At 37.4% G+C, this 25,180-nt stretch carries 24 protein-coding genes and 1 tRNA gene; 17 read left to right on the forward strand and 8 right to left on the reverse strand.

Annotated elements, in window-relative coordinates:
* Positions 1-166: 166 nt before the first annotated feature.
* On the forward strand, positions 167-703 hold the full coding sequence (locus ACESSZ_RS05475) for a DUF1836 domain-containing protein (protein ID WP_008687449.1): 537 nt from the start codon (positions 167-169) through the stop codon (positions 701-703).
* A 114-nt stretch (positions 704-817) separates the two neighbouring features.
* On the forward strand, positions 818-1,051 hold the full coding sequence (locus ACESSZ_RS05480; RefSeq protein WP_008687450.1) for a hypothetical protein: 234 nt from the start codon (positions 818-820) through the stop codon (positions 1,049-1,051).
* Here the strand turns inward: ACESSZ_RS05480 and ACESSZ_RS05485 are convergent.
* On the reverse strand, positions 1,017-1,862 hold the full coding sequence (locus ACESSZ_RS05485; RefSeq protein ID WP_008687451.1) for a metallophosphoesterase family protein: 846 nt from the start codon (positions 1,860-1,862) through the stop codon (positions 1,017-1,019). The two genes, ACESSZ_RS05480 and ACESSZ_RS05485, sit on opposite strands and share 35 nt — an antisense overlap.
* Before the next feature lie 207 nt (positions 1,863-2,069).
* On the opposite strand from ACESSZ_RS05485, the gene ACESSZ_RS05490 reads away from it, so the two are divergent.
* Together ACESSZ_RS05490 and ACESSZ_RS05495 are read left to right on the forward strand one after the other, a co-directional pair.
* Positions 2,070-3,236, forward strand: coding sequence for an NAD(P)-dependent malic enzyme (locus ACESSZ_RS05490; RefSeq protein WP_008687452.1), 1,167 nt, complete (start codon positions 2,070-2,072; stop codon positions 3,234-3,236).
* A 376-nt stretch (positions 3,237-3,612) separates the two neighbouring features.
* Positions 3,613-4,374, forward strand: coding sequence for an amidohydrolase family protein (locus ACESSZ_RS05495; RefSeq protein WP_008687453.1), 762 nt, complete (start codon positions 3,613-3,615; stop codon positions 4,372-4,374).
* A 33-nt stretch (positions 4,375-4,407) separates the two neighbouring features.
* Here ACESSZ_RS05495 and fumC read toward each other — a convergent pair whose 3' ends face one another.
* From fumC to ACESSZ_RS05510, 3 genes are all read right to left on the reverse strand, one after another.
* Positions 4,408-5,775, reverse strand: coding sequence for a class II fumarate hydratase (gene fumC / locus ACESSZ_RS05500; protein ID WP_008687455.1), 1,368 nt, complete (start codon positions 5,773-5,775; stop codon positions 4,408-4,410).
* A gap of 74 nt (positions 5,776-5,849) precedes the next feature.
* Positions 5,850-6,137, reverse strand: a complete 288-nt coding sequence (locus ACESSZ_RS05505) for a hypothetical protein (protein ID WP_008687456.1) — start codon at positions 6,135-6,137, stop codon at positions 5,850-5,852.
* 279 nt (positions 6,138-6,416) lie between these two features.
* Positions 6,417-6,980: a hypothetical protein gene (locus ACESSZ_RS05510; protein ID WP_008687457.1), complete on the reverse strand. Its 564-nt coding sequence runs from the start codon at positions 6,978-6,980 to the stop codon at positions 6,417-6,419.
* Positions 6,981-7,151: 171 nt separating this feature from the next.
* Between ACESSZ_RS05510 and ACESSZ_RS05515 the strand changes: the two genes are divergently transcribed.
* Positions 7,152-8,168 carry a hypothetical protein gene (locus ACESSZ_RS05515; RefSeq protein ID WP_008687458.1) on the forward strand — a complete coding sequence of 339 codons (1,017 nt, stop codon included), beginning with the start codon at positions 7,152-7,154 and terminating at the stop codon, positions 8,166-8,168.
* Between the two features lie 78 nt (positions 8,169-8,246).
* Positions 8,247-8,480, forward strand: coding sequence for a hypothetical protein (locus ACESSZ_RS05520; protein WP_008687461.1), 234 nt, complete (start codon positions 8,247-8,249; stop codon positions 8,478-8,480).
* Between the two features lie 52 nt (positions 8,481-8,532).
* On the opposite strand, the gene ACESSZ_RS05525 is transcribed toward ACESSZ_RS05520, so the two are convergent.
* A complete protein-coding gene (locus ACESSZ_RS05525) occupies positions 8,533-9,039 on the reverse strand; it encodes a flavin reductase family protein (RefSeq protein WP_008687462.1) in 507 nt (168 codons plus the stop codon).
* 133 nt (positions 9,040-9,172) lie between these two features.
* Here ACESSZ_RS05525 and ACESSZ_RS05530 point away from each other — a divergent pair, with 133 nt between their 5' ends.
* The 5 genes from ACESSZ_RS05530 (at position 9,173) to malQ (ending at position 15,307) form a co-directional block, all read left to right on the forward strand.
* The gene (locus ACESSZ_RS05530; protein WP_008687464.1) at positions 9,173-9,856 is read left to right on the forward strand and encodes an MBL fold metallo-hydrolase; all 684 of its coding nucleotides are present in this window, start codon (positions 9,173-9,175) and stop codon (positions 9,854-9,856) included.
* Between the two features lie 75 nt (positions 9,857-9,931).
* Positions 9,932-10,429, forward strand: coding sequence for a PocR ligand-binding domain-containing protein (locus ACESSZ_RS05535; RefSeq protein WP_008687466.1), 498 nt, complete (start codon positions 9,932-9,934; stop codon positions 10,427-10,429).
* 195 nt (positions 10,430-10,624) lie between these two features.
* Positions 10,625-11,422, forward strand: a complete 798-nt coding sequence (locus tag ACESSZ_RS05540; protein ID WP_008687468.1) for a ZIP family metal transporter — start codon at positions 10,625-10,627, stop codon at positions 11,420-11,422.
* A 129-nt stretch (positions 11,423-11,551) separates the two neighbouring features.
* Positions 11,552-13,819 (forward strand): glycogen/starch/alpha-glucan family phosphorylase, encoded by a 2,268-nt coding sequence (glgP, locus tag ACESSZ_RS05545; protein WP_008687469.1) that lies wholly within the window; start codon positions 11,552-11,554, stop codon positions 13,817-13,819.
* 12 nt (positions 13,820-13,831) lie between these two features.
* A complete protein-coding gene (gene malQ, locus ACESSZ_RS05550) occupies positions 13,832-15,307 on the forward strand; it encodes a 4-alpha-glucanotransferase (protein ID WP_008687470.1) in 1,476 nt (491 codons plus the stop codon).
* 213 nt (positions 15,308-15,520) lie between these two features.
* On the opposite strand, the gene ACESSZ_RS05555 is transcribed toward malQ, so the two are convergent.
* A complete protein-coding gene (locus tag ACESSZ_RS05555) occupies positions 15,521-16,906 on the reverse strand; it encodes a S1C family serine protease (protein ID WP_331866881.1) in 1,386 nt (461 codons plus the stop codon).
* A 305-nt stretch (positions 16,907-17,211) separates the two neighbouring features.
* On the opposite strand from ACESSZ_RS05555, the gene ACESSZ_RS05560 reads away from it, so the two are divergent.
* Complete coding sequence (locus ACESSZ_RS05560) at positions 17,212-18,573, forward strand: hypothetical protein (RefSeq protein ID WP_008687472.1); 1,362 nt, start codon at positions 17,212-17,214, stop codon at positions 18,571-18,573.
* Between the two features lie 144 nt (positions 18,574-18,717).
* On the opposite strand, the gene ACESSZ_RS05565 is transcribed toward ACESSZ_RS05560, so the two are convergent.
* Positions 18,718-18,793 (reverse strand) — tRNA-Glu (locus ACESSZ_RS05565).
* Between the two features lie 331 nt (positions 18,794-19,124).
* On the opposite strand from ACESSZ_RS05565, the gene ACESSZ_RS05570 reads away from it, so the two are divergent.
* From ACESSZ_RS05570 to ACESSZ_RS05590, 5 genes are read left to right on the forward strand one after another with little or no spacing between them, the layout of a single operon-like run.
* Positions 19,125-19,445: a PadR family transcriptional regulator gene (locus tag ACESSZ_RS05570; RefSeq protein WP_008687473.1), complete on the forward strand. Its 321-nt coding sequence runs from the start codon at positions 19,125-19,127 to the stop codon at positions 19,443-19,445.
* Entirely contained in the window at positions 19,438-20,052 is a 615-nt protein-coding gene (locus ACESSZ_RS05575; protein WP_008687474.1) for a DUF1700 domain-containing protein, read from the forward strand. Before ACESSZ_RS05570 ends, ACESSZ_RS05575 begins: the two co-directional genes overlap by 8 nt.
* Complete coding sequence (locus tag ACESSZ_RS05580; protein ID WP_008687475.1) at positions 20,039-20,926, forward strand: DUF4097 family beta strand repeat-containing protein; 888 nt, start codon at positions 20,039-20,041, stop codon at positions 20,924-20,926. Before ACESSZ_RS05575 ends, ACESSZ_RS05580 begins: the two co-directional genes overlap by 14 nt.
* Entirely contained in the window at positions 20,913-22,037 is a 1,125-nt protein-coding gene (locus tag ACESSZ_RS05585; RefSeq protein WP_318250305.1) for a hypothetical protein, read from the forward strand. The genes ACESSZ_RS05580 and ACESSZ_RS05585 overlap by 14 nt, the downstream gene beginning before the upstream one ends.
* A 6-nt stretch (positions 22,038-22,043) precedes the next feature.
* On the forward strand, positions 22,044-23,249 hold the full coding sequence (locus tag ACESSZ_RS05590) for a S41 family peptidase (protein ID WP_499842708.1): 1,206 nt from the start codon (positions 22,044-22,046) through the stop codon (positions 23,247-23,249).
* 171 nt (positions 23,250-23,420) lie between these two features.
* Here the strand turns inward: ACESSZ_RS05590 and ACESSZ_RS05595 are convergent, their stop codons facing one another.
* Positions 23,421-25,157: a DUF1653 domain-containing protein gene (locus tag ACESSZ_RS05595; RefSeq protein ID WP_008687479.1), complete on the reverse strand. Its 1,737-nt coding sequence runs from the start codon at positions 25,155-25,157 to the stop codon at positions 23,421-23,423.
* Positions 25,158-25,180 lie beyond the last annotated feature (23 nt).

A 25,180-nucleotide genomic window follows, 5' to 3' on the forward strand; every position in this document is an offset into this window, starting at 1 on the left:
TTATAGGAAAGAAACAGCTGTCGAAACTTAGGATGTAAGTGTTTATTGTATATGGGATGATGCATCTTTTATAAAGGCTTCATTTAGTTTTGAAGTACAGATGTTTTAGCTATTTATATCAATTGACAATTTATTTTGACAATGTTAATATAGAGATGGTGATAAGATGAAAGATGAACAGGGATTTTTAGGTTTTCATTGTCCACGATGGCGAGAGCTGCCGGATATGGATTTATATATGGATCAAGTCGTAACCCTTTTAAACTCCTCCTTGCAGCTGTTTACCCAGCCACATCAAGGGAAACCCATTACAAGTACGATGATCAATAACTATGTCAAACATGGCATTGTCAATGCACCAATAAAAAAGCGTTATATGAAACGCCATGTAGCTTATTTATTTGTTGTATGTATCTTAAAGACAGTGTATTCCATGGAGGAAATCAGTAATCTGATCAGTGTACAGGTTGAAAAATATCCACAGGATCAAGCATACGATTATTTTTGCGCTGAATTAGAATGCTGTCTGACCTGTATTTTTTCGCATAAAAAGGTGCGGCATATTCCAAGTGATGATGAAGGAAGTGCTATCGTAGATTTGATTCGCAATACGATACAATCCATAGCGTATACGGCTTATGTCAGAGAAACGCTGCAGGAACGTTTACTAAAAGTGAATGAACATCCTGTCGATGATAAATAAAGTGTGATAACCAGAGCAATCTTTCTGTATAAGAGAGATGATGGGGAAACACTTTTTTTGTGTTTTCCATTGTGAATTCTTCATATACTGTACTAGCAAGAAGGGGGAATTACGATGAGCTATCTATTCCTGATATGTATAGGAGCAATTGTCATTCTATGCGCCTATGTACAGTATCTTTGGGCGAAGCAACGCAAACGTTATTTATTTTTATTGCCATTACTATTCATTCTTTTAACATTTATCTTTGGTTTTATTTCTTTATTATTTGCCTTCGTACTCATCTTTATTGCACAATTGGCAAGTAAGGAGCCTATTCGTCCATCACATAAACACGGTGGTTGTTGAGAGCAAGAATATAATGCTGTGATGCCATCCATACATGGTTTAAATAATCTCTGGTACGAATCGATAAGAAGTCATGGAAAAGCTGCACTTCATAACCGCAGCCTTTTTGTTTTGCGCCTGTTTCAACATGTTGAAACGCCGGAACATCAATGAAAAAACAATGAGCATACGTTTTTTCACATAATGCTGCATCGTTATGCAAATGCCCACTGAAATAACAAATGTTGGGATACTTGTGTAAGATCATTTTTAACTCTTCTTTTTGTTTTTGACTGTCGCTGTTTACGTAAAGGTCTGAAAGAGGATGATGACAAAAGAGTAAAATGGGTTTTGTTGGGTCATCCTGTTTTAGTTTTTGCCTTAACCATGTTAATTGATCTTGAAATAAGATACCATGCTGCTTTGTGGCAAGTTGGGGATTTAAAACATAGATATGAATCCCATTCCAATATTCATCATAATACACATGTTTATGATGGCGTAGAATCATAGAACGATATAAAGGATGAATATGAATACCGCGGTGTTGTATATTGTAAATATCATGATTACCCAAAGCAATCACATATTGAAAAGGAAATTCCTGTAGCTGTGAAAGGACATTTTTCCACTGAAAAGCATAACCGTTATTTGTAAAATCACCGACGATGGCAACATGTTTCACATCACGCTGCCAAATATCTTCCAATGCCGTTTCTAAATGCAGGTTGCGCCATGGTAAAGTGATATGTAAATCTGCCAAAACATCAAACGTCAGTAAACTAGATTCATTTTGTATACGGTTTTGATACAAAACTTGTGCTTGCTTCATAAGGCATCCTCCTTTTTTCCTAGTGTGGTTGTATTCAAGAGGGTTATGAATACTTTATGAAGTTAGATGGTGAAATGAACGCTACAAGTAGGAATTAATTTGTGAACTTGTAAGTAAATTGGTAAGATCATAAAACAAAAAAATATTGTATATATATGAGAATACTTTATGCTAAAATAGAAAACGAAAGAGAAAGGTGATCACTTTATGGATTATGCAAAAGAATCTTTACGCCTGCATGCACAATGGCAGGGTAAGCTAGATATTCAGCCGAAAATGCAAATAACAAATCGTGATGATTTGTCACTAGCCTATACGCCCGGTGTTGCAGCACCTTGTTTGGAAATTCAAAAAGATCCACAGAAAAGCTATACCTTAACCGGTAGAGGAAATACAGTAGCAGTTATTACCGATGGAACTGCTGTGCTTGGCTTAGGTGATATTGGTCCGGAAGCCGGTATGCCGGTCATGGAAGGTAAGTGTGTCTTATTTAAAGAATTTGGCGGAGTAAATGCGATACCGTTATGTATCCGCAGTAAAGATACTGAGGAAATTGTAAATACAATTGCTTTATTAGCAGGTAGCTTTGGCGGTATTAACCTAGAAGATATCGCTGCACCGCGTTGTTTTGAAATAGAGAAACGTTTGAAGGAAGTGTGTGATATTCCCGTCTTTCATGATGATCAGCATGGTACAGCCATTGTTGTGGCCAGCGCACTGTTAAATGCGTTAAAGGTTGTAAACAAGCCTATGGGCAGTGTACGTATCGTTATCAATGGTGCCGGTAGTGCCGGTTGTGCCATTGCGAAACTATTGTTAGATATGCACTTTGGTGAAGTGTTATTGGTAGATAAAGCAGGTATTTTAAACATCCATAGCACATTAACCAGCGGCCAGCAGAGAATCTTGGATATCACAAAGTGTGAGCGACAGGGAACACTAGCAGATGCTATGAAAGATGCCGATGTTTTTATTGGGGTAAGTGCGCCACATATCGTTTCCCAGGAAATGGTGCGTTCTATGAAAGCAGGGGCTGTTGTTTTCCCTATGGCGAATCCAGTTCCTGAAATCATGCCTGATGAAGCTTTGGCAGCAGGGGCAGCTGTGGTAGGTACCGGTCGCAGTGATTTTCCAAATCAGATCAACAATGTATTGGCATTCCCAGGAATCTTTAAAGGAGCTTTAGCTGTACAGGCGAGTGATATTAATGAAGAGATGAAGATAGCTGCTGCTTATGGCATAGCCTCCCTGATTCAGGAAGAAGAATTAAATAAGGAGTATATCATTCCTAGTGCCTTGGATAAACGTGTGGCTGATGCTGTAGCCGAAGCAGTAATGCAGGCGGCACGTGAAAGCGGAGTAGCCCGTAAATAAATATAGGTGACACAAATAAGCATAAAATGCTATTTATAGGATATGGATGCTTAAGCACAAGAAAACCGATTTGCCAGACACAGTTTATGTAACTGTAATAAGCAAACCGGTTTTTTGATAATGCAGCGATTTACATGGTATTGCAGTTTCAAATGAGTGCTAAAGTGCTAATAGCTATTGTATATGAGGATAACGCAAATCAGTCATGCCTCGAACATTAGCATTTTTTCTAGAATAGCTATTGCATATGAGGATAACGCAAAGACAATTAGATAAACTGCTACAAATGATGATAAAGGATAAAAGGCCAATGATAAAAACTGTGTTATACTTATAAATAATATGTTTTTTAAGAAGGGAATCGGTGATATAGAAAATGAAACGAAACATCTTAGATGCGCATATGCATCTGCCTTATGATTGTAAGTCTTTTGCGGATAAAAGAAGTACTCTATTAAAAGAAATGCAAACCAATCAGATTACGAAAGGTATCGTTATCAGCGATTCTTCTTTAGAAAGCACGATCGGCTCCTTACAGGAATGTGTAGAATTGTTTGCCCATGATGAACATATTGCGATTGTTGGAGGCATTAGTCCTTTCTTTACCTATGAAAAACAACTAAGACTCTTAGAAAAATATTTACAGGAGAAACGTGTCGTTGGCATAAAATTATTTTGCGGACATGAGCAGTTTTATCTGTATGATGAACGATTATTACCGGTTTATGATTTAGCAAGAACTTATCAAGTACCTATCCTTTATCACAGTGAAGGACATACCTCACCTTACGCCAGCTTAGCCAGTACACAAATGGCAGTAAAACAGCATCCTGACATCACCTTTGTTTGCTGTCATTGCCATTATCCGGATGTAGCGGATTGTTTTGCGGCTTATGAAGATACAACAAATATGATCTTTGATATGTCTAGCTTAGCTGATCAATGGATCTACTTGCCAAGCATGAAGAAAGAAATAGAAAAATTTTTATACAAGCATCCTAATCGTATCATGTTTGGTTCTGATTATGCAGGATGCAATCAATTGGATCATTTACAATTTGCGTTATCTCTTGCCATGGATGAACAAACCAAAAACAAGCTGTTGTATGAAACAGCTTGTAAGGTATATAAAATATAAGAATGTAGGATTGCATGCTAGATGCAAAGTCAGCTACTTTACCATCTTTTTAGCGTCTACGTAACGATCAAACTGCTCTTCATCAAGATAGCCTAAATGCAGGCAGGCTGCTTTTAAGGTCAAATTGTTTTCATAAGCATAACGGGCGGTTTTGGCAGCTTTCTCATAGCCGATATAAGGATTTAAGGCAGTTACGAGCATCAAGGATTGTTGTAGGTACGCTTCCATCTTTTCCTGATTTGGCTGTAAACCTGCTACACAATGAATACGGAAGGAACGTAAAGCATCACACATCAGTGTACAAGATTGCAAGAAATTATAGATGATGACCGGCATAAAAACATTCAACTCGAAATTACCTTGACTTGCCGCAAAGCCAATCGTCGCATCATTGCCCATGACCTGAACAGCACACATGGTCATCGCTTCACATTGGGTAGGATTTACTTTTCCCGGCATAATGCTGGAGCCCGGCTCATTTTCAGGAATGCGGATTTCACCCAAGCCACAGCGCGGTCCACTTGCCAACCAACGGATATCGTTGGCTATTTTCATACAATTAGCAGCCAATGCTTTGATAGCACCATGAGCAAAAACTAAGTCATCTTTTGCCGTTAGGGCATGAAATTTATTGGGATCGGCAATAAACGACATAGCCAGCTGCTGTGAAAGCTGGGCACTGACATCTTCATCGAAATGTTCAGGAGCGTTTAGTCCTGTACCTACCGCTGTACCTCCGATGGCAAGCTTACCTAAGGAGTCAATTGCTTTTTGCAACATATCCACATTGTTTTCCAGCATTCCACGCCATCCACTGATTTCATCACTGAAACGTAAAGGGGTAGCATCCTGCAAATGGGTGCGTCCTATTTTTATAATATCATGATACTCTTTTTCTAGTTGTTTCATACAAAGGATCATTTCGTTGATTTCTGGAAGCACCTCTTTTTGTAATACGGTTACTGCCGCAATATGCATGGCACTGGGGAAGGTGTCATTAGAACTTTGTGATTGATTCACATCATCATTGGGATGCAGTAGTTTTTTACCAGCTAAATGATTCCCACGATTTGCAATTACTTCATTCACATTCATATTGCTCTGGGTGCCGCTGCCGGTTTGCCAAACGGATAAAGGAAAGTGTTCATCCAGTTTACCGGTTAGGATCTCATCACAGACACGTAAGATCATTTCGGCTTTCTCTTCATTTAAAGTGCCATTTTTTAAGTTAACTTTTGCGGCTGCCATTTTTAAATGGGCAAATGCATAAATTACGGCAAATGGCATTTTTTCATCGCTGATCTTGAAATTCTGATAACTGCGCTGGGTCTGCGCACCCCAATAGCGATCAGTAGGTACCTCTATTTCACCCATGGAGTCATGTTCTACTCGTGTATTCATAAGGATCTTCCTTTCTTTTTGCGTTCTCATTTTAACAGATGTCAGATAAAAAGAAAAGATACCACATACGGTATCTACACTAATGAGAAGGAAAAGAAATAAACTAACACGCTGCATAAGACAACAACAATGCCACCGATGCTGCAGCCCACAATACCGGTAACTAAACCGGCAACGGCTCTGCCGCTATGTAAGGAGCGATTGCTTAATACAATGGCGATAATACCACAAATGACGGCGATGACCCCTGTTAAGATCCCTGCTACCATCCAAAAAAATGGAAGGATCATTGCTATGACACTGATGGAGGTTGCTACAATACCCACACTCATTGATGCGATGGCTTTTCCTTTTGGTTGCATAGATAAAACCTCCTTTTATACGGTATATTTTAAGATTGACAGGAAGATAAGTCAAGATTTACTTTCAACTAACGATTTTGTAAGACTATTGTAAGCATATTCGATGGTCTTTTTATCGTTCCTTCTTTATACTGATAGCAAGAAAGGAACGTGATAATATGAAAAAACTAAGTGCTGTATTAGGGGTGGGGATTGTTACGTGGCTATTATTTCACAAACACCAAAAAAGACTTTAAGCCTATACAATTATGAAAAAAGCCGTAATCGGCTTTTTATCATTTACTCAGCAATTTGGTAATCATCATCTAATACTTTGATCTGGCTGTCACCAACAATAAAGTAATGTGGATAATGATACAATAAATTCTTATTTACAAAAGAGATACTGCCTAGCAATACATCTACTTCTTCAATAGAAGTGCGGCGCATTAAATCAGTGATATAGTTAAAGTCTGTCTTCATCGTTTTATAATGTTCATCCGCAAAGCTATAAATATCTTTCTCAGGAATGAAGTGGGTAGCACGGCTTAATGGTTTTACGATATTGCGTGCATACGCTGGAGCACTTATTTCATAACCATTCATGCTTAATGGTGTTCCATATTCTACAATAGCCTTAATGATACGCGCATTATCCACAACTTTACCAAAAGAATCATCTTTTACATTAATGACAAATTTACGTCCTTCCGCAAATTGACGGATATGATATTCGTTTTGGAAAAACAGATACATGTGATGATTTAAAACGGTTGCCATCTCTTCCTTTACAGGTTCATAACCTACCCATCCGCCAAAATCATTCACATCAGCGATCTCAATTCCATACATAACTTGTTTCATAAGAGTTCCTCCTGTTTTATTCTCTATACCATTATACCTCTTTTATGTTCTTTTTTTCACTAATTCATAAATTTTTTCAAACTATCAATATCAATTGTAAAAAATATCAGAAATTATAGTATAATAATAAAAAGGGATATACCGTAAGTGGTGTACTTAAGGGGTAATGATATGGAAAAGAAACAACGCTATTGTCCAAGCTGCGGAGCAAAGACAAATGATGCGGTTTGTGAGATCTGCGGCAGACACACAAAGCCAATCAGTGAACGTTATCATGAAAAGAATCTTTATATCGTAGAGGATGATATAGCATCAAATGAAGAACGTCAATATAGAAATGAGCAGAAGGAAAAAGAAAAAAAGACAATTGAAAATGCGGCTTCCTATGAGCGGCAAGCACAGCATCCAAACTATGAGTATAAAGAATTTAAACATCCAGAATTTGAAAAGCCGAAATTTGAACACCCCAGAATGAAGTTTGAAAGGGGAAAACGGCAGCGCCAAGCTCATATTTATAAAGAAGATAAGCGCCAAGGGCCATCAACTATATTGAAAAATGCTATGGGGATCATCATTTTCGTCCTATTGCTTATTGCTTTCATTGCTTATAACGTCTTTGCATCATCGTCGCATGAGTTTGAAGATTATAATAATGACAGTGCCTATACAGAATTAAGCAATGATGCATTGGTGAACGATCATCCGGTTACGAAAATTGATTGTAGCGTTGAAAAAGGTAAGGTCATCCTTACGAATCCAAGCGATTATGTCATCAACGGTTTTTTGAATGATAAGGCGATAACTCATGTGATTGTGTTTCCGCAACAACAATTGCGCATGGAACTGCAGGATGTAGCGGGGGCATGTCCTTTTGATGGAACAGAGGAAAGCAGTCTGCTAATTGATAAACCGGAAATATCCTATCGTTACGAAACACGAATTACGAAAGATAATGTTCGTACGAGTAAACTGTATGTGCATGATGCTTTAAGTGATGAGGAACTAGAAAGTATTTGCCATTATTTATTGAGTTATGGTATATATCAACAGTTATCTGATGAAGAAAGAATTTCGTTTTATGTTGAAAAAGAGCCTAAAAAGCTGTTAAAGAATGTCAAAATGAATTATTCCGATGAAACATTCACGTATGTGAGTGAGGATAACGGGACCATCACAGTTTCATCATAATCGTAAATATCGAGGGAAAGGACTTCCTAAATCATAAAGTTAGTGGTAATATAATATAGAAAAAAAGGAGTATATGTTATGAAAAATGCAATTCGTTTGAGTGAAGAAATCTCTAAAAATGTGACGACTCGAAAATTTGTGACGACGAAGATTGAATATTTCTGTGAATCAGAAGATGATACGAAAACATTGACGGATAATATTACGCGTGTTCTTACCAAAAATTTAGGAGATACCAATCTGGCTAAAATCACTTATGAATATTATCCAAGTGAGAAGAAAGTCGAAGTTGAAATTATTGAACATATGTAAAAAAATGGAGTGTATTTTTTAAGAAATACATTCCATCTTTTATTTTGTGTTTTTAGCGTGCTAGGGCTTCTTCAATTTCAACGACATACATCGTATGGTAGTCTTTTAATGGATAGTTTTTCTCAATTAAGGAGCTATCCAAGAAGCACGCTTCGCTTAATTCTTGTGCATACAGCTTACGGCATACCAGTACCGTATTCGCTTCTTCAAAGTAAGGAACATCATGGTGATGAGCAATATGGAAACCGGCTTTTGTGATCTTATCTTCATCTTTTCCCGAAACAGTACCGCAATAACTTAATTGCTTGCGATACTCTTCATCATAAAAGGATAATGTCAATCGCTCACTTCCATCGATAAATTCCTTCGTATAGCGTTGCGGACGGATAAAGATATAAGCGACTTTTTTGTTCCATAAAATTCCCATACCACCCCAGGAAGCGGTCATGGTGTTGACACGTCCATCCTTTTCTGCTGTTACCAGCATCCACTCTTTGCCAATCATGGTAAAGACATCTCCATGCAGTTTTTCTGGCTCTATGATTTGTAAAGCGTTCATAATAAACACTCCTTTCTGTTATGATGCTATTATAGTTTATGCAGAAAGCATTTGGCAAGTAGCATGAAAATATGAATTTATTGTGTATTTTTAAAACTTAAGATAAGATATAGAAAAGTGGAGGTAGTTACTCATGAAAATTACGTATTTACATCACAGTGCCTTTCTTATTGAATTAAAACATCATCTGCTATTGTTTGATTGGGTCAATACGCCACTTTGTGAACTACCGAAAGATAAGCCACTATATGTCTTTGTCTCTCATCATCATGAAGATCATTTCCATGAAGCGATTTTCACATTAGCCAAAATTCATCCAGATGTACATTATCTGATCAGTGATGATGTTCCTTGTAAGGATCGTAAGGACGTTTTGGTATGCGCTTGTGACCAGATATATGAAGTGGATGATTTGCAAGTAAAAACGATTGCATCCACAGATGAAGGGGTTGCTTTCCTTGTGATGTGTGAACAAAATATCATCTATCATGCAGGAGATTTAAATTGGTGGGATTGGGGCGAGGAAGACAGTGAAGAAGAGGCTCAACAAATGGAAACAGCATATCGTAAAGCAATGAAAAAACTTAGTCGTTACCAGATGGATGTGGCATTTTTACCAGTTGATCCACGTCTTATTAAAGGGTTTTATAAAGGTGTCAGCTGTTTTATGCAGTATAGTGATGCAAAGCATATCATCCCGATGCATATGTGGGATCAATATGATATAGTAGAGAAATTATGTAAAAGAGATGAAGTAAAAGCATATGCAAAGCGTATCCAAAAGATTAGAAAAGATATGGAAACGTTTACAATATAACGGAATCCGGTAGCCATTTTTATGAAAATATGATATATTTGAAAGTACGAAGAGGAAAGATAAAGGGTGATAAAGATGATGGATGAAAAGCAAATAGTAAAACATGCGCTAGATGATTATCAGAGAATTACCGGACTGCGCTCTTATATCGTTGAGGATAATACGGTGATTCAGAGTGCATCAGAGAAAAATTATTTTTGTAAATGTCTTAAGATTTCAAGCAAGGCATTGGAAAAGTGTGAAGAATGTACAAAGGAAACGTATGAAAATGCACGCCAGATTGATAAGGAATGTATTTATTCTTGTCATGCTGGTTTGATTAAATGGGCGGTTCCTGTTAATTATAAGGAGTATCATTGTGTGATTGTATCGGAAGGCATCTTAGCACAAAAACAAAAAGAAGAGGCGGATCGCTGGGCAAATTATCTCAGCAGTGAATATAAACTTGATGAAGGTATGTTGTTGCATAATTTTAAGGTTATTAAAACAATGGATGAGTCAGAAATGAATGCCTCTATTCAATTATTAAAGGATCTTTTGAACTATCATTTCACATTTGCAAAAGGAATGTAAGATAAATAAGTATATAACCGTAACAGTATAGAAAATGCCGTATCATTTCTATTGATGTTACGGTTTTTACTTGGAAACAGATATGAAAAATCATAACATACACATATTTGGTAAGAAAAAGGAAGGTTTTGGGCGTTTTAATGTTATCTTTAGCTTACTTACGCTATACTATATGTAATAAAGTGAGGTGTTATGATGGAAATTACAAATCCATATCTGTTAGCGGCACTGGGAACTGGTTTTACCTTTCTTATGACAACTTTGGGTGCGGCAATGGTTTTTTTCTTTCGTAAAGATATAAAAGCAAATGTACAATCAATTTTTCTTGGGTTTGCGGCAGGTGTCATGATAGCCGCAAGTGTTTGGAGCTTATTAATCCCTGCCATGGAACAAGCAGAAGAATTAGGGATGATTCCTTGGCTTCCAGCAGCTGGAGGTTTTATCCTAGGTGGTATTTTTCTGTTTGGCTTAGATCATGCTTTACCTCATCTACATCCAGGCAGTGAGAAACCGGAAGGTCCAACATCTTCACTAAAGCGAACAACCTTGCTGGTATTTGCCGTAACATTGCACAATATACCAGAGGGCATGGCAGTAGGACTAGCATTTGCCATGTCTTTACAAACTGGGGCATCGGTAACATTAGCGGCAGCCATTTCCTTAGCTCTTGGCATAGGTTTGCAAAACTTTCCGGAAGGTGCGGCTATTTCGCTTCCCTTAAAGAAAGAAGGATGTTCAAATGGCAAAGCATTCCTATATGGTTCCTTAAGCGGTATCGTAGAGCCCATAGCAGGAATTGCGACCGTCGCCATTGTGCAGGGTGCGACATTGGTCATGCCATGGCTGTTATCATTTGCGGCAGGTGCCATGTTGTATGTTGTGGTAGAGGAACTAATACCACAGGCGCATTTAGGAGAACATACCCATGCGGGAACAGCTGGCGTGATGTTTGGTTTCCTTCTGATGATGGTCATGGATGTAGCTTTAGGTTAGAAATAAATAGGGTGAAAAAAGTACAGAATGAAAAAATCTGTACTTTTTTCATTTCTCAGCCAAAAATAGATAAATTTGTGTTAAAATAAGAATAATGATAACACTTACATATGCGAAGGGAGAAGAGCTATGATAAAGAAACTGCAGGATCTGCAACAACATATCCAACAGGAAAAACGTAAATATAACCATTTAAGCGCAACCAGAATGTATGAGCTGATTCAAGCTTATGTAAAAGCGCAGATGCAATCGGCACCAATACACCAAAGTGAGCGTAAGCTCTACTATATTTCAGCAGAATTTCTGTTAGGAAAGATGCTTACAAGCAATTTAGTTAATTTAGGTTTATTAGATGAAATGCAAGAATTGGTGCAGAAAGAAGGATTTGCATGGTCGCAGATTCAAGATGAGGAAATGGAACCATCCTTAGGGAACGGAGGTTTAGGCCGATTGGCTGCTTGTTTCCTTGACTCAATTGCATCCTTACAGCGCAATGGAGACGGTATCGGCTTATATTATCATTTTGGATTATTTGAACAGAAATTTGAAAACAATAAACAAGTAGAATTACCAAATCGCTGGATCGGTAAAACTTCCTGGTTTACGAAAAAAGAAGTCAATTATCGCGTTCCCTATAAAAACGGCTGGCTGAAACCAATCTTATATGATATGGAAGTCATCGGTGAGCATGGCACTCGCAACACCTTGCATCTATTTGATGTAGAAAGTGTTGATGAATCAATTGTTCACGATGGTATCCAATTTGATAAAACAGCCATTGAAAAAAATCTAACGTTATTCTTATATCCGGATGACAGTGATGAAGCAGGCCGAAAGTTACGGATTTATCAACAATACTTTATGGTATCCTGTGCTGCCCAGATGATTTTAGAAGAAGCTTTACAACACCAATGGGATCTGCGCCATCTGCATGAACATGTCATCATTCAAATCAATGATACCCATCCGACAATGGTAATCTTAGAACTTATTCGTCTTTTGCAAAAGAGAGGTCTATTGCTTGCTGAAGCTATTGAAGTCGTCTCCGGTATGTGTGCATATACAAATCATACGATCTTAGCCGAAGCATTAGAAACCTGGCCTTATGCTTACTTGCAAGACGTTGTACCACAATTAATGAATATTATAGAAACACTGGATGTGATGATGAAAGAACGCAGTAAAAAAGCAAGTACTGCTATTATAGATGCAAACCGCAATGTGCATATGGCCAATATTGACATTCATATCGGTAAAAGTGTCAATGGTGTTGCGGCCATTCATACTGATATATTAAAACAAAGCGAATTGAAAGATTTCTATGCCTTATATCCTACGAAATTTAACAATAAGACGAATGGTATTACCTTTCGACGCTGGTTAAGTGGATGTAATACGCAACTACATCATTATTTATGTGATTTGTTGAAAAAAGATCCATCTTCCCATCCTGAAATATTAAAAGAATTGGTAAAGTATGCGCATGATGAAACCGTAATTGCAGATATTATGGCAATTAAACAGGAAAAGAAAATGGAATGGATTGCGCATATGAAAAAGAAACAGCAAATAACCTTAAACCCTTATGCTGTTTTTGATACACAGGTCAAACGTTTGCATGAATATAAGCGCCAGCAAATGAATGCGTTATATATTATTCATAAGCTTTTGCAAATTCGTGACAACGAACTGCCGCCACGTCCGATCAACATAATTTTCGGAGCGAAAGCAGCTTGCGCCTATACAATTGCCAAGGACATCATACATGCTTTATTATGTTTGCAAGAACTTATCGCAAAGGATGAAAAGGTATCTCCATATCTGCAATTGTGTTTTATTGAAAACTATAATGTCAGTGAAGCTGAATTTATCATCCCAGCCAGTGATATTTCTGAACAGATTTCACTTGCATCGAAAGAAGCCAGTGGTACCGGTAATATGAAATTCATGTTAAATGGCGCTGTGACATTGGGCACAAATGATGGTGCGAATGTGGAAATAGCGGACTTGGTAGGTCAAGAGAATATCTATACCTTTGGCAAAGATAGCGATACTGTAATCGCTCATTATGCAAACCAAGATTATGTGGCAAAGGATATTTATGAAGGAAGTGAACATGTAAAAACGTTGGTTGACTTCCTTATCAGTGATGAAATGCTACGTGTTGGAGATCCGGTCAGTCTAACACGGTTGCATCATGAATTAATTCATAAGGACTGGTTCATGACATTGTTAGATGTAGAAGAGTATATAGTATGTAAAGAAAAGATGTTGCAAGATTATGAAAAGCAAACGGACTGGGGCAGAAAAATGCTGATGAATATCGCTATGAGCGGTTTCTTCTCTAGTGATCGAACGATTCAAGAGTATGACAGGGATATCTGGAAATTGTCTTAGAGGAGGGGTCACATGGAACGGACTACAGGAATCTTACTACCGATTTTTTCACTGCCGTCAAATCAGGGTATCGGTGATTTTGGCAAGCATACGTATCGCTTGATTGATGCAATCGCAAAGCAGCATATTCATATTTGGCAGATATTGCCATTGAATCCTGTCGGATATGGGAATTCACCATATCAGCCGTATTCTTCCTTTGCCGGAGATGAGCTATACATCAGTATAGATACATTAGCTGATTATGGGCTTTTAAAACAAAGCTCTATTCGTAACTATAATAAATTTAGTGAACGTGTAGATTATGAAGGCGTGCGCAAATTCAAAGAGCCTTATTTAAGAAAGGCATTTAAAACGTTTCAAAAAAATTTTCATGAGTTTGAACAGGAGTATCAACTGTTTACGTCACAATCAGAATGGCTGTATCCATATGCGGTCTTTATTACCTTAAAGAAACAAAATGATGATAAGCCTTGGCAACAATGGCCTAAGGAGCAACGGGAGTGGATCATTGATCGCCACTACTCTTTACAAAGCCTTGAAAATGAAATCCGTTATGAGGAGTTTCTACAATTTATCTTTTATAAACAATGGGCAGGCATAAAAGAATATGCGAATGCCAAAGGTGTTAAGATTATGGGTGATATGCCATTCTATGTCGGTTTAGACAGTGCCGATGTGTGGCAACGTCAAGAAGAATTCTTATTGGATGCAGATGGTTATCCAACTTTTATCGCCGGAGTACCACCTGACTATTTCAGTGAGGATGGTCAACGTTGGGGAAATCCAATTTATCATTGGAAACAGATGAAAAAGCAGCATTATGATTTCTGGATGAAGCGTTTAGCATGGAGTGCTGCCAACTTTGATATCACCCGTATCGATCATTTTCGGGCATTTGATACGTATTGGAAGATTCCGGTGGAATGTCCTACGGCACAGGTTGGAGAATGGATAAGCGGACCGGCTTATGACTTCTTTGATGAAGTATATCGTCAGATGCCTGATATTCAAATCGTCGCTGAAGATTTGGGTGATTTGCGCAAGCAGGTGCATAAGCTGCGAGATCATTATCACTTATTAGGAATGAATGTTGCTGAATTTGAATTGGTTCCAAAGCAATTAAAGAAAAAACGCAGAGAGCATGTGATTTTATATACCGGCACTCATGATAATGATACGCTGGAAGGTTTTTATCAAGATTTACCGCAAAACCGTAAAATTGCACTGCGTAGATATTTTCACAACTGTGGCTATGAAAACCGTAATTTCCACGAACTGGTTATTCGCTATTGCCTAAACAGTGCGGCAGAAGTTGTCATCTTACCAGTACAGGATATTCTGGGATTGAAAAAAGAAGGCAGGATCAATACACCGGGGACAATAGGTTCACCTAATTGGGAATGGAAACTGAAGAACTTAAAAACCTTTTATGAATTGTTACCAAAGCTTGGTGATTGGATCAGGGAAACCGGCAGAGATCATTAAGTAATGATGCTAAATCATCATTTCATGAGGAACGGAAAAATTTCTTATTCAGAATCGTCATATATAAAAAGGCAAATTAGTTTGCCTTTTTATATTCCTTCCCATGCTATAATTCTAAGTTTTGTGACACAAAGCAAAAAGCTGATATAGTAATTTATTTATAGTGAAAATCAAAAACTGCACATATCGTCATGTGCAGTTTTTATATAGCGATTAATTAAAGTTGGAAAATGGATCCATCCCATTTTGTTGATCGGATTGTTGCGATTTTTCATTATTGGAAGTGGTTGTTGATGCGTCAGCTTCACCAAGTGTCACCTTGATGGTCTTCGTTTCATTATTTCTAAGTATATTCATTGTCATGGTTTCTCCGGCTTTATGACTATTTACGGCAGTTTTTACATCCGCAATATCGCTAACCTTCTTACCGTCTACCTTTAAAATCTGATCACCGACTTCTAAACCTGCTTTGTCTGCGGCTTTACCACTTTCCACTTTAGCGATGTAAACAGCAGACATGCTTTCACCATAAGGATTTGTTGCGGTTGAAAGGGTAACTCCTAAAGAAGCACGGCCTTTTACATACCCATTTTCAATCAGATTTTCAATGACATCTTTCGCTCGGTCAATCGGAATAGCAAAACCAAGACCCTCAATATTGTTGCCACTGGATTTGGCATTAACAATACCTATCAGTTCACCTCGATCATTAAACAAACCACCGCCGGAATTACCTGGATTGATAGCAGCATTCGTTTGTAATAAATGCATTTTCTGATTATCAACGGTAATTTCACGATCTAAAGCAGAGATGATACCAGAAGTTACGGTTCCACCTAATTCACCTAATGGATTTCCGATAGCAACCGCCGTATCACCAACTTCCAACTTGCTGGATTTTCCCATTACAGCAGGAGAAAGATTGCTGGCTTCGATTTTAATGACAGCTAAATCGGTGGATGCATCGGTCCCAATCAAATTAGCATTATAAGATTTTCCATCTTTTGTTGTCACAGTGACTTTATCAGCACCATCAATGACATGGTTGTTCGTGACAATATAGCCATCTTTGGTTAAGATAACACCACTACCGGCTCCAGATGATACTGCTTGAGGAAAGAAACTATTCGTGGACACCGATTCGGTTTTAATTTCAACGACGCTGTTTGCGGCAGCTTCGGTGATTTGTTTAATGCTCATCGTGTCACCATTGGCTGCTGTTGTTGTAGTTTTTGTGGTGTTGGCAGATTGATACATGATGACACCGCCATTACCATTGATATGATTGGCAGCTAAAGTACCGCCAAATCCACCGGCTAAAGCCAACAGGAAACAACCTGACATCATAACACCGCTTTTATGCTTTTTTATGAAAGGCACTTTTGGCTGCTTTCCATTGTCAGTCAGTGCTTCTTCAGTCGAAGTGGTTTCTTCTTGTTTTACATCTTCTTCTAACGTCGTTTCTTCTTTTACTGGCTCTTTTTGAGTACTTGTTTCTTCCTCAGTGTCAGTGACTGTTTCATTTACTACAGTCTCATCATACTTGTTTTCATCTTTGTTATTCATGTTTTCGACATTACTGTTTTCATTTTCGTTCATATACTGCTCCTCCTTTAAGTATGTTTTCTTTACGCCTTTTAGTATACAGATAGATTATCTCAAAAAAATTTTATAAATATGTGAAAATCAGATGAATTTTTTTCAAAGTTGGATGGAAATATGTGAAAAACGGGATAAAATCACGAAAAAAATGCCAAAAAGTAAAGGATTCCCCTTTTCTTACTTAAATACGACATTTAACTATGCTATAATAACAATGGAATGTGTATCATACATATTCGTTCGTAAACGTCGGTATACTTTCGTATTTATATATAAAAAGAAAATGTGGGAGGGAATTACACATGGCAAACACCAGTAAAAAGAAAATGACAGCAACAGCAAAGAAAAGTGCTGCAGCAAAAGCTGAAACTGTTAAAAAAGAAACAAAGAGCGAAGAAGTTAAAAGTATTGCCGTAAAACCAGAGGCTAAAAAACTTACGACTGCAAAAGAACCTAAAAAGATCACAGCTGCAAAAGAACCAGAAAAAATTACGGTAGCAAAGGAACCAGAAAAACTAACTGTGAAAGAAGAACCTAAGAAAACCGTAAAAAAGGAAACCAAAGCAGAAACAAAGAGTACAAAAGCTGAAACAAAGAGTGCAAAAACGGTGAAAAAGGAAGAAACCAAAACGGTCAAAGCGGCGAAGAAAGAAACGCCTGCTACTAAAAAGAGCGTTAAGGAAGAACCTAAAAAAGAAGAAACACCGGTTAAGAAGAGTACAAAGAAAGCGGAAACGAAAAAAGTAGAAGCGAAAGAAGAAAAAAAATCGGCTGTGAAAAAAACGGAGACAGTTAATGAAAAGAAGCCAGCTGCTAAGAAAGCTGCCAAAAAACCAACAAAGAAGGAAAAAACCGCTGTCTATGAAGTGTTGTCTTTAGAAGAATGCATCCAGCGTATGCAAGCCATGGGTGTACAGCATGTGTATGAAGATTATGCACGTTTCTTGATGGATGAGGCTGACATTAAGAAACTAGAGAAAGATATCATTGAGGGAAATAACTTAAAGAATGCAGACTTTGCTTACGAAAAAGATGGTTATGATACCGACTTAGTGGCTGTAACTTTAGGTAAGGTGGCTGATACTATGGACATTAAAGCAATGGATTATAAAGATATTAAGAAGGATATGAATACAGCGGTTAAGACTACAATCAGTGAAGATGCTGAAGTAAATGCTGCTGAATATCTGAAGGAATTTAAGATTTGTGAAAAATTGCTAATGATTGGTCAGCGCAAGAATATAGGGGATTCAGCGATTGTCAGCGAATTGATTGGTGCAGATGTTGATGCATTTGTTGCACACTTCTTTGATTTGGCATATGCTATATTGCCAGATTGGCAGTATGACGATGTGAAATTTTATGAAGATTTCGCATATGCCGTATTATCTCAATATTATGATTTATTTACAAAATATCAGTTGCGTATTTTGATGGATGTTGCTGATTTATATATCAAGCATGGTGATTTCCAGCACGGTGATGAATGTTATGGTTATATCTTACGAGATAATCAAATCAAAGATTATATCTATTATCGCTTTGCATCTGTTTATGAAGATATTGACTTTAATAAAGCAAAAGCGTTGGCTTATGAGTCTTTACAGTACGTAGATGGACGCTACACATATTATCAGAATATCATGGATATTATTAATAAATAGTTGAGCATAAAGGACTGTTGATCAAAAACAACAGTCTTTTTTATGTACTTATCAAAACTCACATGCCCAAACAGCCGTAACGTGTTTCTCATCCCGCTTATTGAAAAAAGGTAAGTTCACTTGAACTTACCTTATATATTTAACTGGTGACGCGTACGGGATTCGAACCCGTGAGTGCATGCGTGAAAGGCATGTGAGTTAACCGTTTCTCCAACGCGCCATTTAACTGTTGCCACGTAATTATAACAAAATAGGTTTTAAGCGTCAAGAACTTTTTGTAAAAAATTAATATCCGCCAGACTATTTATCAGATGGAGCTTAATACACTTTTTACTTACTTATGGTAATCTTTAAAAATGCGCATTTATTTTAAGAGTATACTAAGGTTTTTACATCAACAATGTTTCTTTCATAAGAGTAGATGGCTTATGATTAATAGCTCTGCATTTTTATATGTTATGCGTTTTTACATATTTAATTAATTAAAATATAATATATATTGAATTATAATACTATACGATGTATAATATTGTGGAAGAAAGGTGATGTATATGACATTTCAGCTTGGATCAGCATTGCTGGATGCTTGTGTTTTAGCGACCTTGCATAAAGAAGACACATATGGATATCGGCTTACCCAGGAAGTAAAAGTAGTGATGAGCGTGAGTGAATCTACACTATATCCGGTTTTGCGTCGATTGATGCGAGATGGGTATTTAGAGACATATGACCAGCAGCATATGGGCAGAAATAGACGATATTATCGTTTAACAGAAACAGGAAGAGTCAAATATGAGGAATATGTAGAGGAATGGAAACAATTTTCCAGTAAAATTACAGACATTTTAGAGGGAGGCGTTTGTGATGAGTAAACAACAATATCTAGAAGAACTTCGGGTTCGTTTAAAGGGATTATCACAAGATGAAATAGAAGATGCATTATCTTATTGTGAAGAATATTTTGATGATGCAGGTGAAGGGAATGAGCAACAGGTCATAGCCGATCTTGGTTCACCTTACAAATTTGCGGCACAGATAAGAGCTGATGCAGAAATACGACGTCATAACACGACATTTGCAAATGACCAAAATACAACCAAGAAATCTTCTCTAAAAAGCATTATTGCAATTATTCTTGGTATCTGTGCATTACCCATCGCATTGCCTTTGCTGTTGGCATTGGTTGCAGTGATATTTGCTCTATTTATAACAATAGGAGCCTTTGCTATCGCCGGTCTTGCATCCGTAGGAGCGATTGCATTTACAGGCTTTCCCTTACTTGTTAATGGATTTTATCATTTAGAAACACCAGGCAATGCATTGATTGCCATTGGCGGAGGTTTGTTATGTATCGGATTGGGAATCTTGCTGCTCTTATTATTTATCTGGTTGATTCGTACTTTGTTGCCGGCATTCATGCGACTTGTAACAAACCTTTATCACAAAGCAAAGGAGGGAAAGCATTATGAAAAAGCATAATGGGATAAAAGTAACTTTAATCATTTCCATAATTTGTGTCATCATCGGTGCTTTCTGCATTGGCATGGGAATTGTGCAAAATGGGGATATTGCCTATTTACGAGTTGATAACCAAACAGCTCCTTGGTGGCCCTTTCATGGTAGCTTTGGTATTCACCTTGAAGAGGTCGCTGAAGACATTTCAAAAACGAAAACATTCTCACAAACTTTTGATGATGTAGACAAGTTAGAATTAAACGTAGCAGCCGTGAACACAACGATACGTGTGGGTGATAACAACAGCTTGCGTTTTTCCAATATTTATGAAAATCAGGTTAGTGTTTCTAGGAGTACAAATACCATGAAAGTAGATGTGAAAAATAAACATTTTCTACATAAAGCACGTTTGGATATCACATTGAAAAAAGAGGACTTATTGAAAAAGTTAGAAATTGATGCTTCCACAGGTCATTTAACGGTTCAAGGTCTGCGTTTAAAAGATCTGATAGTAGATGGTGACGCTACAGAAGTAGAAATGCAAAAGGTACAAGTTTCACGTAAAATGGAACTGTCAGCGCAGGCGGGCAGCATAGATATGAAAGAAATGGTGAGTGAGCACAGCGAATTTGATGTACAGGCAGGAAGTATTGATGTTTCCGGTGATTTACGCGGTAAAACGAAAATTGATTGTCAGGCCGGTAGTGTAAATCTGTACTTACAAGATAAAGAGAATCAGTATGGGTATCAGATAAAAAATGAAGTGGGCTCTGTTGAACTTGGAGAGCAAGACTATAGTGGATTATCGAATGAAATCAGTGTACGTAATGATGCGAAAAATCAACTAGATATTGACTGCCAGGCTGGCAGTGTGGAAATCGCTTTTGATCATGCGTGATATTCAGACACTATGCGAAAGCACAAAGTTGTTTTGGAAGCAAACTTCTGGAAAGCCACTTTCTTTTCCACCATATGATGAAACGGAAAGAAAACATAATGAAGCAAAACTACAGGAACAGCTTAGTCATATGACAGAGGATGTGCAGGAAATTAAAGCATTGCTTCCTGCATTCCTTGATATCTCTTGGATGTCTAAACAAGATCAGCAGCAATTTGAAACTTGCACCCAAAAATTTATTGATGATGCGAAAGCTTTTGATGAAAATCTTCACGCTGAAGAGGTATTTCAGGCACTACGCAATATGTGGATCATTTGGATGTTAGAAGTTGCTTTTCAAAAACCCATACAATATCATCAAGCCATGTTTGGTTATAGTATGCTGTATCCATATTCTGATAATGTGTTAGACGATACCCTTATGGATAAGGAAGAAAAGAAGGCTTTTAATCACTGGTTCATGCGGCGACTGCATCATCATACAGAAGCTTTTGCACATCCGTATGCCAATAAGATGCATCAATTGGTGGAAAAAATAGAACATCAGTATGCACCATCAAGTTATCAAGATGTGTATCAAAGCCTATATTTGATCCAAGAGGGACAGCAACAATCTTTGCGTCAACAGCAAACGATACCTGAGAAGGACGTACTTGAAATTTCCATTTGGAAAGGTGGTACTAGCGTCTTAGCGGATGGTTATTTAATCGATGGGCATTTAAGTGATGTGCAACAGGAGTTTTGTATGCTGTTTGGCTTTACTTTACAGGTAGCAGATGATTTACAAGATGTTGTAGAAGATGATCAGCATCACCATCATACCTTAGCTACTATATGTAATAAGGCAGAACGCAAAGCCTTATTGGAAAAACTATGGGTTTTCCTTGAAAAGGTCGTTTTCACACACATTCAGGATGAGCAAGTTTGCCGCTTTATTATCAAAAATTGCCGCGAAATGATGTTGTTGTCAGTTTTACAAACGGCAGCCTATTTCCCAACTTCCTTTGTCGAAGAGATTAAGGCAGCTATGCCATTATCCTATGAATGTATCAGAGAGCTTAAAAATAAAGTACTTATGAAGATAAAAGAAAAACAGGTTGAAAGGGGATAGAAGTGTATGCGTAAAATCATGATGATATCACTACTTTTGGTACTATTCATAAGCAGTTGTTCCCGTACTAACGAACAAAAATATCTGAAGGATTTTGATTATTTCATCAAAACCATTGAAGAAAATTATCCATTTTTAGAAATGAGTGAACGTTTGTCTAATTTGCAATGGGAGAAGGCAAAAAAAGCAGCACGTGATAAGGTGGAAAGTTGTACATCTATGAATGATTTTGAGAATATTATTGATGGTGTATTGGAAAAATTACACAATGGTCATACACAGCACATACAAGATACACAATCGCTGATGTATACCATGAAACTATATGAACAAAGTTTTGCGAAACAACCTAGGGATTATCGTTATCAGATGATAAAAAAGTTGAAAACAAAAGCTGTTTATGAACACTATGGCTTTGATGAGAAGCAGTTCTGTGATTATGTTTTACCAAATGCAGCAACGGATGAGAATGTTACGGTAAATGCAAAAGCACTTCTATTAGATGGACAGGTTATGTATATCCGCATTCCTAAAATGTTATCTCTGGAAACGAGTAAAAAAGATGAAGAAATGCTCGCCTCCTTTTTAAAAGCAAATCAATCCGCAAAGGCATTGATCTTGGATATCCGGGGCAATGGTGGAGGGAACTCGCTATATTGGTCTGAAATGTTATTGCCAAAGATCGTGGATAAAACAATCACGGTAACTTCTTATGTCTTCTTGAAAGATGGGGAATATGCCAACATGATTGAAGGAGAACGTATTACGGATATGAAACTTCCAAACATCCGCTTCCCAAAATCAGAATTTTCTCAATTCTCACATGGCATTGTAGGTGATATGAAGGTGGTACCAGCGAAAGATAGCATTCGTTTTAAGAAACCAATCTATCTGTTGATTGATGAAAATGTGTACTCTTCTAGTGAAATGCTGGCTAACTTTCTAAAACAAAGCAAAGCAGCAACGATTGTTGGAGGAGTGAGTGGCGGAGATGGTATTGGAAGTGATCCTGTATTATTTGCATTGCCTAACAGCGGCATAGTGATACGTATGGCTATATGCTTAGGTGTAGATGAAGATGGAAATATCAACGATGAGATCAAGACACAGCCGGATGTGCACGTTAAGTCAACGACCGTTAATGAAGTCAGCACGAAAGAGGATGTTTGTATTCAAACAACCTTGCAGCTTATTGCAGCACATGGTAAATAAGTCATTATGAAATAATCCAGAATTTAAAAAAGCTATCATCTAGAGTATTTGGTAGATGGACAAAGGTTTGTCATAAGAAGTTATTGTATGGCATCTATCTTGCATAATTTAATATGATAAAGTATGAAAAATGATAATGTATAAAAAAAAGTCCGCTTGGACTTTTTTTTACTAGGGTTTAAGATACGTAAAACGAGGTGTTTTCTCACCATCAACTTCAATCTCTTCAACAAACATACGCAATGGTCTTACCCATACCTTACCATCGCCATACAGCTGTCGATAAACCGCGTAAGCTTCTTCATTTTCTGAATGTTTTGCAATATATAATAAAGCATAACGTTTTCCTTTGTAGTGTTGATAAACGCCAAGAGGAATAGAAGGTGTTGTTATGGCAAGCTGTGAAGCATCTTCTTCTGGATAACCATCTGCTTTTGGAAGCGGAGCTTTTGGTACAGCTGTTGCGTCCTGCACTGATGCATTCTTTTTCGTCGTAGTTTCATTTTGTGTTTCTGTGTTGTGCAAGGTTACTGCTTTATCACTTGGTGTTGAAGAAACAGCTGCTACATCTTCCTTCTCCACCAGCAGCATGGAGCTTTTAGCAGGCATCGAAATGATAAAATGATGTTCCAAGCAATTGTAGGCTTTTTCATTTAACATGTCATATAAATGTGCAGATTGTACTGGAAAATCAATATCAGCACTTTCATCACTGACATTGAAAATTGCATATACGCATTGTTCAGTCGTTTTACGAGCGAAGACAAACTGTTGATTGCGTACGATAACTTGCTGATAATCGCCATGCTTTAAGGCCGGTAAAGCGTCATAAGCTTTTCCCAGTTTGCAGATATGAGAAAATAATGCCGTATTTTCTGTCGCAAGCTCTGTCAAAGTTAAACAAGGGCGGATATCGGCATCACTGCCATCATGTTTTGTGCCTTTGATGCCATATTCACTACCATAATAAATTGATGGAATCCCCGGCATTGCATATAACATGGTATAAATATTTGCCAGATCACGTTCTTCCTTTACCGTACTAGCTAAACGATTTACATCATGATTATCCACAAAATCATATAGAACTAGATCCTTATAAATACCTCCATTACCACCAAACTGACGGTTTAAGGAATAAGCAATTTCAAAATAATTCTTTTCGTTGTGTGAAGAATACAAACCTTTATAACATTCATAGTTGGTTACTGAATCTAACATATCCGGATTTGCCCAACGGTTATAATCACCATGGATAATCTCACCCATTAACCAAAAATCAGGATTATGTTCTTCACAAAATTGTTTTAAGCGTCGAAAGAAGGCAGGGTCAATACAATCTGCAGCATCTAAGCGCAAACCATCAATGTGGAAATCATCCATCCACATCGCAATACTTTCTAATAAATACTGAACAACTTCTTCATTTTGTAAATTCAATTTAACTAAATTGTAATGTCCTTCCCATGTATCATAGGTAAATCCATCATGCATGGGGTTATCCCATTGAAAGTTTAGATTATGGAACCAATTGCAGTAAGGGGATTGTTCACGCTTTTCCATAACATCACGAAATGCCCAAAAATAACGCCCTACATGATTGAAAACGCCATCTAATACGATGCGAATGCCGGCTTTATGCAAAGCATCACAAACTTCCCGAAAATCAGCATTGCTGCCTAACCGATTGTCTACTTTGCGATAATCACTTGTATCATAACCATGTTCATAACTTTCAAATACAGGCCCTAAATATAAGGCATTGATATGCATTTTTTGTAAATGGGGAATCCATTCTTTAATTTTTAAAATACGACTTGTTTGTTGCTCTTGATGGAACTGCTCACATCCACAAAAACCTAGTGGATAGATATGATAAAACACTGCATCCTTTGTCCATGATTTCATAAAAATTTTTCACCTCATGGTAT

The sequence above is a fragment of the Eubacterium sp. 3_1_31 genome (assembly GCF_964249515.1).
GTDB lineage: Bacteria > Bacillota_I > Bacilli_A > Erysipelotrichales > Erysipelotrichaceae > Longicatena > Longicatena caecimuris.

Bases quoted from the DNA above. Each gene is read 5' to 3' on its own strand.
- ACESSZ_RS05475 (WP_008687449.1), top strand. From the start codon at position 167: ATGAAAGATGAACAGGGATTTTTAGGTTTTCATTGTCCACGATGGCGA.
- ACESSZ_RS05480 (WP_008687450.1), top strand. From the start codon at position 818: ATGAGCTATCTATTCCTGATATGTATAGGAGCAATTGTCATTCTATGC.
- ACESSZ_RS05485 (WP_008687451.1), bottom strand. From the start codon at position 1,862: ATGAAGCAAGCACAAGTTTTGTATCAAAACCGTATACAAAATGAATCT.
- ACESSZ_RS05490 (WP_008687452.1), top strand. From the start codon at position 2,070: ATGGATTATGCAAAAGAATCTTTACGCCTGCATGCACAATGGCAGGGT.
- ACESSZ_RS05495 (WP_008687453.1), top strand. From the start codon at position 3,613: ATGAAACGAAACATCTTAGATGCGCATATGCATCTGCCTTATGATTGT.
- fumC (WP_008687455.1), bottom strand. From the start codon at position 5,775: ATGAATACACGAGTAGAACATGACTCCATGGGTGAAATAGAGGTACCT.
- ACESSZ_RS05505 (WP_008687456.1), bottom strand. From the start codon at position 6,137: ATGCAACCAAAAGGAAAAGCCATCGCATCAATGAGTGTGGGTATTGTA.
- ACESSZ_RS05510 (WP_008687457.1), bottom strand. From the start codon at position 6,980: ATGAAACAAGTTATGTATGGAATTGAGATCGCTGATGTGAATGATTTT.
- ACESSZ_RS05515 (WP_008687458.1), top strand. From the start codon at position 7,152: ATGGAAAAGAAACAACGCTATTGTCCAAGCTGCGGAGCAAAGACAAAT.
- ACESSZ_RS05520 (WP_008687461.1), top strand. From the start codon at position 8,247: ATGAAAAATGCAATTCGTTTGAGTGAAGAAATCTCTAAAAATGTGACG.
- ACESSZ_RS05525 (WP_008687462.1), bottom strand. From the start codon at position 9,039: ATGAACGCTTTACAAATCATAGAGCCAGAAAAACTGCATGGAGATGTC.
- ACESSZ_RS05530 (WP_008687464.1), top strand. From the start codon at position 9,173: ATGAAAATTACGTATTTACATCACAGTGCCTTTCTTATTGAATTAAAA.
- ACESSZ_RS05535 (WP_008687466.1), top strand. From the start codon at position 9,932: ATGATGGATGAAAAGCAAATAGTAAAACATGCGCTAGATGATTATCAG.
- ACESSZ_RS05540 (WP_008687468.1), top strand. From the start codon at position 10,625: ATGGAAATTACAAATCCATATCTGTTAGCGGCACTGGGAACTGGTTTT.
- glgP (WP_008687469.1), top strand. From the start codon at position 11,552: ATGATAAAGAAACTGCAGGATCTGCAACAACATATCCAACAGGAAAAA.
- malQ (WP_008687470.1), top strand. From the start codon at position 13,832: ATGGAACGGACTACAGGAATCTTACTACCGATTTTTTCACTGCCGTCA.
- ACESSZ_RS05555 (WP_331866881.1), bottom strand. From the start codon at position 16,906: ATGAACGAAAATGAAAACAGTAATGTCGAAAACATGAATAACAAAGAT.
- ACESSZ_RS05560 (WP_008687472.1), top strand. From the start codon at position 17,212: ATGGCAAACACCAGTAAAAAGAAAATGACAGCAACAGCAAAGAAAAGT.
- ACESSZ_RS05570 (WP_008687473.1), top strand. From the start codon at position 19,125: ATGACATTTCAGCTTGGATCAGCATTGCTGGATGCTTGTGTTTTAGCG.
- ACESSZ_RS05575 (WP_008687474.1), top strand. From the start codon at position 19,438: ATGAGTAAACAACAATATCTAGAAGAACTTCGGGTTCGTTTAAAGGGA.
- ACESSZ_RS05580 (WP_008687475.1), top strand. From the start codon at position 20,039: ATGAAAAAGCATAATGGGATAAAAGTAACTTTAATCATTTCCATAATT.
- ACESSZ_RS05590 (WP_499842708.1), top strand. From the start codon at position 22,044: ATGCGTAAAATCATGATGATATCACTACTTTTGGTACTATTCATAAGC.
- ACESSZ_RS05595 (WP_008687479.1), bottom strand. From the start codon at position 25,157: ATGAAATCATGGACAAAGGATGCAGTGTTTTATCATATCTATCCACTA.